The sequence below is a fragment of the Streptomyces beigongshangae genome, from assembly GCF_019710745.1.
Lineage (GTDB): Bacteria > Actinomycetota > Actinomycetes > Streptomycetales > Streptomycetaceae > Streptomyces > Streptomyces beigongshangae.
In genome coordinates this window covers 63,639-75,995 of sequence record NZ_JAHKJW010000007.1, presented here as the reverse complement: position 1 = coordinate 75,995, position 12,357 = coordinate 63,639, and the positions used below count along the sequence as shown (strand labels likewise).

At 70.4% G+C, this 12,357-nt stretch carries 13 protein-coding genes; 8 read left to right on the top strand and 5 right to left on the bottom strand.

Annotated elements, in window-relative coordinates:
• The first annotated feature begins 128 nt into the window (after positions 1 to 128).
• On the top strand, positions 129 to 887 hold the full coding sequence (locus KM933_RS07480) for a hypothetical protein (RefSeq protein WP_221349435.1): 759 nt from the start codon (positions 129 to 131) through the stop codon (positions 885 to 887).
• A gap of 163 nt (positions 888 to 1,050) precedes the next feature.
• Here the strand turns inward: KM933_RS07480 and KM933_RS07475 are convergent, their stop codons facing one another.
• On the bottom strand, positions 1,051 to 1,740 hold the full coding sequence (locus tag KM933_RS07475) for a type 1 glutamine amidotransferase domain-containing protein (protein ID WP_221349433.1): 690 nt from the start codon (positions 1,738 to 1,740) through the stop codon (positions 1,051 to 1,053).
• Between the two features lie 364 nt (positions 1,741 to 2,104).
• Between KM933_RS07475 and KM933_RS07470 the strand changes: the two genes are divergently transcribed.
• The 4 genes from KM933_RS07470 to KM933_RS07455 all read left to right on the top strand — a co-directional run bounded on the left by KM933_RS07470 (position 2,105) and on the right by KM933_RS07455 (position 5,172).
• Entirely contained in the window at positions 2,105 to 2,611 is a 507-nt protein-coding gene (locus tag KM933_RS07470) for a DUF2617 family protein (protein ID WP_221349431.1), read from the top strand.
• On the top strand, positions 2,608 to 3,021 hold the full coding sequence (locus tag KM933_RS07465; protein ID WP_221349429.1) for a DUF4247 domain-containing protein: 414 nt from the start codon (positions 2,608 to 2,610) through the stop codon (positions 3,019 to 3,021). Before KM933_RS07470 ends, KM933_RS07465 begins: the two co-directional genes overlap by 4 nt.
• Before the next feature lie 97 nt (positions 3,022 to 3,118).
• On the top strand, positions 3,119 to 3,556 hold the full coding sequence (locus KM933_RS07460; protein WP_221349427.1) for a DUF350 domain-containing protein: 438 nt from the start codon (positions 3,119 to 3,121) through the stop codon (positions 3,554 to 3,556).
• A gap of 11 nt (positions 3,557 to 3,567) precedes the next feature.
• On the top strand, positions 3,568 to 5,172 hold the full coding sequence (locus tag KM933_RS07455) for a polyamine aminopropyltransferase (RefSeq protein ID WP_221349425.1): 1,605 nt from the start codon (positions 3,568 to 3,570) through the stop codon (positions 5,170 to 5,172).
• Between the two features lie 233 nt (positions 5,173 to 5,405).
• Here KM933_RS07455 and KM933_RS07450 read toward each other — a convergent pair whose 3' ends face one another.
• The 3 genes from KM933_RS07450 to KM933_RS07440 all read right to left on the bottom strand — a co-directional run bounded on the left by KM933_RS07450 (position 5,406) and on the right by KM933_RS07440 (position 7,104).
• Entirely contained in the window at positions 5,406 to 5,720 is a 315-nt protein-coding gene (locus KM933_RS07450) for a TetR family transcriptional regulator C-terminal domain-containing protein (RefSeq protein ID WP_221349423.1), read from the bottom strand.
• 66 nt (positions 5,721 to 5,786) lie between these two features.
• On the bottom strand, positions 5,787 to 6,863 hold the full coding sequence (locus tag KM933_RS07445; RefSeq protein ID WP_221349422.1) for a response regulator: 1,077 nt from the start codon (positions 6,861 to 6,863) through the stop codon (positions 5,787 to 5,789).
• The gene (locus KM933_RS07440; RefSeq protein WP_260333205.1) at positions 6,856 to 7,104 is read right to left on the bottom strand and encodes a hypothetical protein; all 249 of its coding nucleotides are present in this window, start codon (positions 7,102 to 7,104) and stop codon (positions 6,856 to 6,858) included. The genes KM933_RS07445 and KM933_RS07440 overlap by 8 nt, the downstream gene beginning before the upstream one ends.
• Before the next feature lie 580 nt (positions 7,105 to 7,684).
• On the opposite strand from KM933_RS07440, the gene KM933_RS07435 reads away from it, so the two are divergent.
• The gene (locus KM933_RS07435; RefSeq protein WP_221349420.1) at positions 7,685 to 8,656 is read left to right on the top strand and encodes a bacteriorhodopsin; all 972 of its coding nucleotides are present in this window, start codon (positions 7,685 to 7,687) and stop codon (positions 8,654 to 8,656) included.
• A 99-nt stretch (positions 8,657 to 8,755) separates the two neighbouring features.
• Positions 8,756 to 9,721: a Brp/Blh family beta-carotene 15,15'-dioxygenase gene (locus tag KM933_RS07430; RefSeq protein WP_221349418.1), complete on the top strand. Its 966-nt coding sequence runs from the start codon at positions 8,756 to 8,758 to the stop codon at positions 9,719 to 9,721.
• Between the two features lie 159 nt (positions 9,722 to 9,880).
• Here the strand turns inward: KM933_RS07430 and KM933_RS07425 are convergent, their stop codons facing one another.
• Positions 9,881 to 10,930: an LLM class flavin-dependent oxidoreductase gene (locus KM933_RS07425; protein WP_221349416.1), complete on the bottom strand. Its 1,050-nt coding sequence runs from the start codon at positions 10,928 to 10,930 to the stop codon at positions 9,881 to 9,883.
• Positions 10,931 to 11,468: 538 nt separating this feature from the next.
• Between KM933_RS07425 and KM933_RS07420 the strand changes: the two genes are divergently transcribed.
• Entirely contained in the window at positions 11,469 to 12,230 is a 762-nt protein-coding gene (locus KM933_RS07420; RefSeq protein WP_221349414.1) for a GTP cyclohydrolase II, read from the top strand.
• Positions 12,231 to 12,357: the final 127 nt, after the last annotated feature.

Here is a 12,357-nt window from a genome sequence, read left to right as displayed (position 1 = left end):
GCGAGTCGGCTGTCAGATTGCTTGCGTTCTGCAAGCCGGGAGCGATTGATCTCGACACATGCAGGGAATCGACCCCCACGGGGCTCACCCACTGGACGGACTTGGCGCCGAAAGTCTGTGAGGTGTGTATGGATGGTTCGCGGACCGCTTCGGAACCGGGGAGTTTGCTGGAGCGCTGGGACGAGCGGGGTTTGGCCATCGCTTGTCTTGTCGCCGTATGCGGTTCGGTGACCGCCGGGCTCTTCGGGCTGTCCGTCGCCTGGCAGATGCCCTTCCTGTTCACGGCGGTCTATGCGATCCTGCGCTCCCTCGTCCCCATCACCGCGTCACGCCGGGAACTGGCGGATCTCCGCACTGAATTCGAACTGCTGCGGCGAGACTTCGATCGGGTGAACTCGTCACGTATAGAACACTATTCGGACGCGGCCGCCTTCTACAGGGCCGAGGTCGATTACCTCGTCAACCGCTGCCCCAGTCATATGGACGCATGGTATATGCGGCTTGAAACGCCGGATGACTTCGGCGCGTCGTCCACTGCTTTCTCGGACTACTTCCAGGCAGTGCTCGATTGGGCGCACGCCGGCGGATCGGTGCGGCGCCTGTTCTGCCTCGGTTCGGCCAGAATGTCTTCCGGCTGGACGGTGCGGCACCGGGAGCAGACCCGCCACCTGCGCAGTTACAGCATTCGTGAGGTGGCTTGGCCCATCAAGGCCGACCTCATGAGCATGGCCATCATGGACACGAGCGCGGTGTTCCTCGCCTTCACCGTCGGCGACCGGGTCCAGGGCATGCGCATCGAGGACAGCGAGGCCGCGTCGTACTTCAAGTCGTACTTCGACAGGCACTGGGAGAACGCCAGGGAGGTGACGCGTACTCCCACGCGTTGAGGTCCGTTCGGATCCGAGGAGCCGTTCCGCTCGCCTCGTGGCCCGGGACGGGAGTCCGGCCGTGTGCGGGCGAGCGGTACGGGATGCCGGACGACGACCTCGTCAGGCATCCCGCACCGCTGCCGCTGTCGCTGCCACTACCGCTGTCGGGCGGGAGGTTTGTTCACGCGGTGACCGTGTCGGCCAGCTTGATGAGGGCTTCGGCGGCCGGGCCGGAGGAGGCGGGGTTCTGGCCGGTGATGAGCAGGCCGTCCTGGACGACGTAGGGCTGCCAGTCGTCGATCTTGGAGTAGACGCCCCCGAGGCTCTTGAGTTCGTCCTCGACCAGGAAGGGGACGATCTCGGTGAGGGCGACGCCCTCCTCCTCGGAGTTGGTGAAGCCCGTGACCTTCTTGCCCCGCACCAGCGGCGTGCCGTCCTCGTCGACGGTGTGGCGCAGGACGCCGGGCGCGTGGCAGACCAGCGCGAGGGGCTTGCCCGAGCGCAGCGTGGTCTCGATCAGACGGACGGAGTCGGCGTCCTCGGCCAGGTCCCACAGCGGGCCGTGGCCGCCGGGGTAGAAGACGGTGTCGTAGTCGTCGGCGGAGACGGAGGCCAGGCGTACGGTGTCCGACAGGGCGGCGGTCGCCTCCGCGTCCGCCTCGAAGCGGCGGGTCTGTTCGGTCTGGAAGTCCGGCTCGTTGCTCTTGGGGTCCAGTGGAGGGCGGCCGCCCTCGGGCGAGGCGAGCGTGATGTCCCAGCCGGCCTCCTTGAAGTGGTAATAGGGCGCGGCGAGTTCCTCCAGCCAGAACCCGGTCTTGCGGCCGGTGGTGCCGAGCTCGTCGTGCGAGGTGAGAACGATCAGAACCTTCATGGTCAGTACTCCTCTGTCGGTGGACCGGGGTCGGGCGCCTGTGCCGCTGTCGCTTCGGAGGGGTGCCGGGAGGCCGGCCGCGGTGGGGTCGTGCGATCCCGTGCCGGTCCGCCGACGGCTGTGCGGTTCTCCGTACCCGCCTTGATCCGTCCCATGGCGTTCAGCCTTTCCGCAGCGTGTGCCGCGTTCCGATGTCCATGACTATACGACTGGTCTACTCGATCGGCAACCCGTACTGCCGAGAGGGTGATCCGTGGCGCGGGCGAGCCCTCCACCGTGGAACCGTCGCCCCACCTCCCAGGTCCCACGAACGCGTGTGTCATACTCGGGCGCTGCTTATGGCAAGAAACGACCGGGGGGCCGTGTGTACGCCGTTTCTCTGGACGCCCCCTATCTGGACACGGACGCGGATCAACTCTGCTTCTCGCTGGACCTGACGGAGCGTCCGGCACTGGCAGAACGTGTGGTGTCGCTCGGCGGGCTGGATGTGCGGCTTCGGCTGCTCGGGGCCTCGCATCAGGTGTTCGCCGGTCCCGTGAGGGAGACGGTGGCCTGTCTGCAGGGCGCGGTGAGGGGTCTGCCCCGGACCTGTGCCCGCCGCCTGCCGGGCCGGGCCTACGAGTTCGGCGCCACCACCCGCCGACTGGCTCCCGGAGAATTCAGTGCCCGGGTGGCGCACATTCTCGGCCGGGCCGCCGACGCCGAGCACAGCCTGTGCGGAGTCTTCCCCGGTTCGCCGGAGGCGGTCACCGCGGTGGTCGCCGAGACGGCCGAGGGACCGTACGGCGCCGGACTGGCCTGGCGCACCTGGCACACGTATCCACAGAACTGCCAGATCGTATCGACGTACAGCCGGCTGGAGGCCCGATGAACAGCGCCCGACTCGTCCGTGCGGCGGTGGCGGCCGTGCTGACCGCGACCCTGCTCGCCGCCTGCTCCGACGACGGGGACGGGGGCAGCGGCAACGCGGTCCCGCGCGAGTGGATCAGAAAGACGTACACCGAGACCGGGGCCGACTGGCGCGATCCGAACAGCCCTCCGAGCCAGGTCGCCCGGGCGATCCGCGCCGAGCGGAGGGCGGAGGACCGCGCCTCCGGCGGCAGGAAGGAGTTCCTGCGCTACGGCGACGACATGGTCACCGTCTCGCCGCACCGGGGCGGCAGTCTGATCGAGATCGAGGACTACCGCAACGGCTACCACCGCCACCAGCGGTACCTCGCCTCCTGGCCGAACCCGAACAGCTCGAGCTTCCGCGGCGGCGGTCCCGGCGAGGGCAAGTAACGCCCGCTGACCGGCCGGATCCACCCCCGGCGCACCACCCGCTCCTTCCGCACAGCACCTGATCACGCTCCGGCCCCACCCCAGGAAAGGCAACGCAGTGACCGAGATCTTCGAGTCGACCGGCCAGGCCCTGCTCTACGGCATCGTGGGCCTCGTCGTGATGGCCGTCGGCTTCATCGCCCTCGACCTCGTCACACCGGGCAAGCTGTACCACGTGGTGTGGACCGACCGGAACCGCGGCGCGGCCGTTCTGCTGGGCAGCCAGTCCGTCGCCGTGGGCCTGGTCATCATGAAGGCCATCGAGGCGAGCGAGTCCGAGCGGGGCCTGGGTTACGGCCTGGTCAGCACGCTGCTGTACGGCCTGGCCGGGGTGCTGGTGATGACCGCCGTCGGCGTGGTGATCGGCGTGTTCACACCCGGCCAGATGGGCGCGGTCGTCCTCGACGACCAGGACGGCCGTCCGCACCCCGCCGCCTGGGTCCAGGCCGGCATGTACCTGGGCACCGGGTTCATGGTCGGCGCGGCGATCTCGTAACGGCGTCCCCGATGAGCGCCACCACCGTGCAGGGCAGCGACACCGCAGCGGCGCCCTCCCGACCCCCGGCCGTCCGGCACACCCGGGGAGCCCGCTTCCTGCTGCTGTTCGCCGTCTTCCTCTGCGCGGCCTGCGGTCTCGTGTACGAGCTGGCCCTGACCGCGCTGGGCAGCTACCTCATCGGCAACTCGGTGCTCCAGACCTCCGTGGTGATCTCCGTCATGGTGTGCGCCATGGGGGTGGGCTCCCTCGCCGCCAAACCCCTGCGCCGCCGCGCGGTGGGCGCGTTCGCGCTCGTGGAGGGCGTGCTGGCGCTGGTCGGCGGGCTGTCGGTGCTGGTGCTGTACTCGGCGTTCGCCTGGCTCCAGCTGTACACCCCGGCGATGATCGTGATCGCGGTGGCCGTGGGCGTGCTGATCGGCGCCGAGATCCCGCTGCTGATGACCATGCTCCAGCGGATCCGGCGGCAGGAGGCGGGCAGCGCGGTCGCCGACATGTTCGCCGTCGACTACATCGGGGCGCTGGTCGGCGGCCTGGGTTTCCCCCTGTGGCTCCTGCCGACGTTCGGCCAGCTGAAGGGCACGCTGGTGGTCGGCGCGGTGAACGCGGTGGCCGGTGTCATCGTGGTGGTGTTCATCTTCCGCCGGCAGCTGCGGCGCTGGGTGCGCAACGCCCTGCTGGCCGGGGTCACGGCGGTCCTGGCCGTGCTCGGTACGACGTACGCGCTCGCGGACGACCTGGAGATGACCGCGCGCCAGCAGATGTACCGGGACCCGATCGTCCACGCGGAGACGACGCCGTACCAGGAGATCGTCGTCACCCGCTCCACCGCCTTCACCGGCGAACCGGACATGCGGCTCTTCCTCAACGGCGATCTCCAGTTCAGCTCCGTCGACGAGTACCGCTACCACGAGTCCCTCGTCCACCCCGCGCTCGCGGGCTCCCGCGCCAACGTGCTGATCATGGGCGGCGGAGACGGGCTCGCCCTGCGGGAGGTGCTGCGCTACGACGACGTGCAGCACGTCACCCTCGTGGAACTGGACCCGGCGATGACCCGGCTCGCGCGCGACTTCCCGTCCCTGCGCGACCTCAATGACAGGGCGTTGGACGACCCGAGGGTCGAGGTCGTCAACGCCGACGCCTTCAACTGGCTGCGCGGTGCCCGGCAGCGGTACGACGCGGTCGTCGTGGACTTCCCCGACCCGGACACGGCGGCGCTGGCCAAACTGTACTCGGTGGAGTTCTACCACCTGCTCGGCCAGGTCCTGACGCCGCGGAGCAGGGTGATGGTGCAGGGCGGGTCGCCGTTCTTCGCGCCGAAGACGTACTGGTCGATCGCGAGGACGATCGAGACGGCCGGCTACGCGACCACCGAGTTCCAGGTCGACGTACCGAGCTTCGGCAACTGGGGTTTCGTCCTGGCGGCCCGAGGCGGCGGCACGCCCCCGCCGCTGCGGCTGGCACCGCGGGCCCCGCGCCTGCGCTACCTGGACGAGACGGTCCTGAAGGCTGCCGCGGTCTTCCCCGTGGACCGCCGCCGCCAGGACGTACGGCCGAGCACGCTGATGGACCCGGCCGTGATGGAGTACGTGCTGGACGAGTGGGAGAACTACTGACCGCCCGCACACGGGATCACCGCGCGCGTTCTGTCGTAGCCGGCCACCGTGCCCGGCACGCCGGGCCGGGTCTTCGCCGCCCCGCCACTCCACGCCCCGCCACTCCACGCTCCGCCACTCCACGCCCCGCTACTCCACGCCCTGCTGCTCCGCCCCCCGTCACTCCACGCCCCGCCGCCGCGCCCTGAGGGGTCCGCGACCGCACCGGCGCCCGCCCGCCGTTCGCCGCCTTCTCAACTCATCGGCGTGAGGGCCCGGTCGAGCAGGGTCTCCGCGGCGGCGCGGGCGTGCCGGCCGTAGTCCGGCTGGTCCAGCACCATCGCACGGCTGGCCGCACCGTCGGCGAGCGTGACCAGCTGCTCGGCGAGCACGGCGGGCTCGGCAGCACCCAGTTCCGCCGTCAGCTCGGTGACGAGCTGCGCCATCAGCAGCTTCTGCTCGCGCGCGTACCGGTGGATCGCGTGGTGCGGGTCGGGGAACTCGGCCGCGGCGTCGATGAACGGGCACCCGCGCACGGGGGACGTGTCCGGCGCCGGGAGGTCGAACATCCGGAGGATCCGCTCCCGGGGATCGAGGTCCTCGCGGTGACCGGGCAGTACACGACCGCTCGGGGCCTACCGGCCGTGACGCTCCAGATGGATGGAGGTGAACACGGCGACCTTGGCACGCAGGGCCCACGGGTCGAAGGGCTTGCTGATGTAGTCGACGGCTCCGGCCGCGTATCCGCGCGCGGAGTGTTCGGACCCCGTGCCCATCGCGGTCAGGAAGATGATGGGGACGTCCCGGGTCCTCGGTCGGCGTTTGATGTGCGCGCAGGTCTCGTAGCCGTCCATCTCCGGCATCTGCACGTCCATGATGATGACGGCGAAGTCGTCGTGGTCGAGCAGAGCCTTGAGCGCCTCCCGGCCGGAGGACACCGTGACGAGTTCCTGTTCGAGTGTCGCGAGGACCGCGGTCATCGCCAGCAGGTTGTCCGGCTGGTCGTCGACGACGAGGATCTTGGGCATGTTCTGCGGCCCTGTCGGCAACACCGCCGCGGTGGCCTGCTCGACGGCGTCCAGTTGGCGTTCGAGCAGATCGCAGCGGCCCTCCGCCGCGGCCCGCTGGGCCTGTGCCTCGCGAAGGGCTGCTTCGAGACGCCCGACATCCAGCTGGAGCGCGTTGCGCTCCTGGATGAGGCCGGAGACATCCGGATGCGCTTGCGCGAGCTCGTCCGCCCGCCGCTGCTCCGCGATGCGGTCGGCCTCCAACTGGTTGAGCCGTGTCTCCAGGTCGGCGATGCGCTGTGTCCGGTCCAGCAGCGCATCGCCGAGGACGTCGCCGCGGACACTGGACCGCCGGGAAACGTGGTCGGCGTCGGCCAGCTGCTGTTCCAGGATCTCCAGCGCGTGCTTGGGGGACGAGGCGGCGTCCACGGCCGATCCGTACAAGCCCCGTACCAGTTCGATGGCCTCCGTGGTGACCGCGGTCCCACGATGCTCGGCGACATCGGCGAAAAGGTCACTGATGACCTGCCACGGAGGTAAACGGGTACCGTTCAGGTAGCGCGAGACCGTACCCGGATCGAGCCGGCGCCGTGCCGCATACCGGCGGACGGACAGGTGAAGACTCTCGAAGAGCTCACGCAACGCCTCGGCCAACGCCCGGGAAGCATCGTTGAGGTCGTCCCCCAGCGGCCGCAGTTCACCCACGGCTCTCCTCCTCGACCGTGTCGGCCCCCGCGGCCGGTGACGGCTGGGCGGCGCTGCCCTCGGGGGCGATGAGGCGGTCGAAGAAGGGCACGGCCAGTCCTGCGGCGGCGAGGCCCGCGAGCAGGCTGCGCGCGATGTCCTCCCCGGCAACGGCCGTCAGACCACTTGCCGCCCCGCCGGTGAGCAGGGCGAGCAGAAATATCAGGGCTGCCCTCAGTGACAGCAGAGGACGGTCCACCATGCTCTCCATTCGTCCGACCCGCCGCAGCGCGACAGGGTTCGTCCTCCGTCCGGCTGGTTGCGGACGGAGAAACCAGGATGGGCGAAGCCGCAGGTGTTGCAGTCCATGATCCGAAAATAGGCAATACGGACGGCCTGTTGCGCGAGCGTTGTCGTCGTTCACGGCGAACTCCCGGCCGGTCAGGCGTGTGACGGCCCACCTGTTGCCGCAGTGTTGCTCTGCAACGCTGTCGGTCTTCGGCAACGCCCGACCCCGTGAATCAGCCGGGACCGACGGACCGAACACGCAGTTCTTCGACCCCGGCCCTCCCCGGTTCCCGCCGGCCCGAGCCCTCCGACCCCGTTTCCGTACGACAGCCCTTCACCCGTCACCCTTCGGCCGAGGCTGCACGCCCGTCCCACCGCTTCACTCTTCCGGGCGCCCCGGGTGGCAGGGGAGGACGTGCGGGGATGGGATGGGCTCGGCCCTCCGGGCGGTGTCGCCATCGTCACCCGTCTCGCCGACCCGGTCGACGGAGACCGGGACCGGCGTGAGGACCGAGGGCTGGAAACCGCACAGTCCCCATCACTGGGAGTTCGTCATGACCCTCGTCAGCGGGCCGCAGGCCCCACCGGTGCAGGGGGAGTTCAGCGGAGTACTGATCTACACCTTCGGCGAGTACTACCTGGTGCAGTACGCGCTGGCGGCGGCGGGTCTGGCCATGCTGGCCGGCTTCCTCTACGCGATCTCCAGCCGCAACGACGTGGCGCCGCGCTACCGGGCCGCCAGTAACGCCAGCGCCCTCATCCAGGCAGTCGCCTTCCTGGCGTACGCCGCCCTGTTCGTCTCCTGGCAGACCTCCTTCACCCTCGACGGGGACCGCTACGTGCCCGACGGCACCTCACTGTTCGCCGGAGGGCTCCGCTACGCGGACTGGACGGTCACGGTGCCGCTGCTCGCCGTGGAGCTGCTGAGTGTCTGCGCGCTCGCGGGCGGCCGTATGTTCCGCCGGCGCACCGCGGCCATGACAGCCGCCTTCCTCATGATCTTCACCGGGTTCCTCGGTGCCCAGGTCCTCGATGCCGGCAACCGGGTGCTGTGGCTGGTGGTGTGGGGACTGATCAGCACCGTGTTCTTCCTCGTCCTGTACGCGGTGCTGGGCACCGCGGTGGCCGCCAGCCGCGACGAGCTCTCCACGGGGGCGTTCACTTCGCTGAAGCGGGCGACCATCGTGCTGTTCAGCAGCTTCGGCGCCTATCCGCTCATCTACCTGGTCCAGCAGTACGTCTCCGCCGACTCCAACCTGGTGGCCTGGGCCCTGGTCACCCAGCTCGGCTACTGCACCGCCGACGTCGTCGCCAAGGTGGGATTCGGCGCGATGATCCACAAGGTCGCCAAGCTGCGCACCGCCGACGACGTGCGCGCCGGCACCGAAACACACCCCGAAGAGATCTGGGTCTCGCACGTCAAGCAATCCGAGGCATGGCCGCCGGTGGCAGCGGCACTGAGCGGACACGGAGCCCACCCCGCAGTCGTGACCACCCGTCCCGGCAACGGGCACCGCACTCCCTGAACGGGCCTGTCCCCGGTGCCCGTCTTCCCCGCAGACCGGCGGCCCGCCCCACGAGGGGCCGCCGCGCCCGCGACCTGCCCACAGGGTCGCCTCCTGCTCATGGGCACGACGCGGGTGTCCGCCGCCGCCGTCGTCGGTGCGCTGGTCGTGCAGCTGGCTGCGCCCAGCACCTGGCACAGCGCGTCCCTTGCCGTCTTCGCCTCGGGGGTGGCCGTCGGCATCCCGCACGGCGCCGTGGACCACCTCGTTCCCGCCTGGTTCAGGATCGGCACCACAGCCGTCGGCCGGGTTGCGGTCCTGTCGGGATACGTCGCCGCCGCTGCCGGGGCTTTCCTCTTCGCCCTGTGGGCGCCCTCCGCGGCACTCGCCCTGTTCCTGGCGGCCTCGGTGATGCACTTCGGCCGCGGGGAAACCGCCGTCAGCGCTCTCCGCCGCCCCTCGCACGCACCTCCCCGGCAGGTCGACCGCATCTGCGTGGTCGCCTACGGTGCGGTCACCACACTGCTGCCCCTGGCCCGCTGGCCCCGGGTGGTCCGTCCCTTCGTCCAGCAACTGGCTCCCGGTGCCGAGAGGCTGCTCACCCCGACCACCTGCCTGACGACCATGGCACTGACGGGTGGCGTGGTCGTGCTGGCCGGTGTCGCCCTGGCCCGCACCGCCCGCTTCCTTGACATCGCCGAGCTTGCCCTGCTCACCGCCCTGTTCGCGCTCCTCCCGCCCCTGGCGGCCTTCGGCATCTATTTCGGGGCCTGGCACTCCCCGCGCCACATCGGCCGCCTCGTCTGCACCGACCCCGCCAACCACGCGCTCCTCGCGGCGGGCCGCCTCCCAGCCGTCCTGTGGCGCTTCACCCGCCAGGCCGCCGCCCCCACGGCAGCCGGTTTCCTCGCCCTCACCGCCCTGCTGTACGCATCCCAGACCCACCGCGACGCCTTCGTCCCGGTCGGCATCGCCTTCCTCGCCGCACTGACCGCCCCCCACCTGGTCGTCGTCGCCCTCCTCGACCGGCACGCCGCCGCACCGGTCGACGCCTTCCCGATCCGGCCCGAGCACGGTGATCTGTGATCTGTGATCGCCCCGAGGAAGCTGTGGGACGGTTCGCGACAGGGGCACACACATCCGGGCACGGCGGCCACGCACGGAGCGGGACGCCGCACGCACGGAGCGAGACACCCGCCGGCCCGTCCGGCCTGCGGGGGCGGACCCCGGACGTGAAGGACAGCGTCAGGCGAACGCCGGCATGATCCGCTCGCTGATCAGGCGCAGCTGCGTATTCACGTCCGCCGCGTCCGTGAGGTCGCGACCCGTGAACGCCTTGACCAGCGTGCGGTCCGTGACGGCGCAGATCATGTGGTTGACACCGCTGGGCGCGATGTCCCGGCGGATCTTCTCCAGGCACTCCTCGGGCGTGCCTGACACGGACAGCCGCTCGGCGACCTCCGGGGAGGTCAGTTCGATACCCCTGGCCAGTTCACCCGCGCCGATCGCCTCGACGACCGGGGCCAGCTCCGCCGGGTCCACGCCGTTGCGGCGCAGTTGTTCTTCCGGCATGGACGAGGCGTAGATGCCGACCATGCTGCGCGCGGCCTCCCTGGCGACCGCGGAGTCCGGACCGGTCGCCAGGACCACCCAGGCCCCGATGTCCAGTGTCCGCCAGTCCTTGCCCGCGCGTTCCGCGCCCGCCCGGATGTGCCGCACAGCGTAGTCGTACGCCTCACGGGTGTAGCTCAGGGCGTGATGACAGCCGTCCGACAACTCGCCGGCCGCCTCGAAGGATTTCGGGCCGCGCATCGCCCCGAGCTTGAGCGGCAGGTGCTCCTGCACCGGGCGGGCGAAGGTGAACAGGCCGTCGTAGGAGAAGAACTCGCCGTCGTGCGTGATGGCGCCCTCGTCGAGGAAGGTACGCATCACGTGCAGTGCCTCCCTGACACGGGACAGGGGCTTGGTGCGGGCCCAGTCGATGCGGTACTGGGCGAGGAGACCGAAGTTGCCGCTGGACAGGACGCCCTCGGCGCGTCCCTCGGTCAGTTCGTCCAGCGTGGCGAGGGCCTGCGCGATCAGCGTCGGCTCACGCAGGGTCACGGGGGACACGCTTGGGCCCAGTCTGATGCGGCTGGTCTGCCCGGCCGCGGCGGCGAACAGCAGCCACAGATCCTTGTGCCAGGTCTCGTCGGCGGCGTAACAGGCGTGGAAGCCCAGTTCGTCCGCGAGCCGGATGGACTCCAAGGACTCGGCGAGCGGGTAGTCGGGGAGCACGGCGTAGCTGAACTTCACGGGCGCGACCCTCCTCCGGAGGCGAGAACAGTGTCTGATCGTCCTGTGCTGGACCGCTGTCCGAGCATGTGCCCCCGTGTGACAGCTGTCCAGTGCGCGACCGAAGTCGACCCTCCTCGGTGGCCGGGTCTGCGGCCCGCACCTGCGACGGCATCGACCGTGAGAGCTACGCCCCGTCCCGTCCCGTCCCGGGACCACGGCGACCCCGCAGGTCAGCGCCCTGGGGATCCCGTCATCGGGGAAGCGCGCGGGACACGGTTGCGGCGGACGCCGCAACGCCGCCACAGTCGGATCACTCGATTCCGCCGCCGCTGCGGCCGCTACGGAGGTCCGGCCGTCAAGACGGCCGGACCCGGACCGGACGGCCGCACGGCCCGACGGGCACCCGCCCGTCCAGCAGCCAGCAGCCCCGGCCCCGGCCCCGCGGAAACCGATGCATCCGGGACGTCGCACGGACAGACGACGCGCCCCACCCCGACCTGCCGTGCCGGCGGCCCGGACCCCGGTACCGACTACCGACGTACCAGCGAGGACACCCATGACGCGACCACACCCCCACCGATCGCCGGCCGACCGAGCCGACGAGCTCAGCCGGAGCGGCCCGGCGAGCCACGGTCCCGCTGCCGCCTCGGTGCGCGCCCGCGTCCCCCTGACGTCGCAGCGCGCCGCACGGACCGGTGCCCGGGCGGTGCACCGGGACGGACCGCGAGCGGAGGGCCGTCACAGTGAACTGGTCAGCTTCCGGGGCCTGTCGGACGGACGCGAGCACATCGCGTACGTGGCGGGCCCGCTGCCGGAGACGCCGCTGGTGCGCGTGCACAGCGAGTGCTTCACCGGCGATGTGCTGGGCTCGACACGCTGTGACTGCGGACCGCAACTGGACGAGGCGCTCCGGCGGATCGGCGATGAGGGCGGAGTGCTGCTGTACCTGCGTCAGGAGGGACGCGGGATCGGGCTCTACAACAAGCTGGACGCCTACCTCCTCCAGGACCAGCACATCGACACCTACCAGGCCAACCTGATGATCGGCCGGCAGGCGGACGAGCGGGACTACCGGGCCGCGGCGCAGATGCTCGCCGCGCTCGGCGTGCGGTGCGTCCGGCTGCTCACCAACAACCCCGTCAAGGTCCGCCGGCTCGTCGCCCACGGCGTCACGGTGGCCGAAAGGGTGCCGACGCTGGCCCACGTCACGAACGACAACGTCCCGTACCTGAGGGCCAAGCAGGACATCGGAGGGCACCGCTTCCGGTCCGCGGTCCTCAGCCCGGTGGACACCGGGCTCATCGGCTCGGCCGAGTGACAACCCGTTCTCGGTCGTACCACCGCACCGGTGGAAGGAGGTGATTCCCGTGTTCGTCAAGCCCGTTCGCCGCAATGTGCGCGCCGACATCTCGAACCCGCTGTAGCAACACGACGCCGGGAGGGTC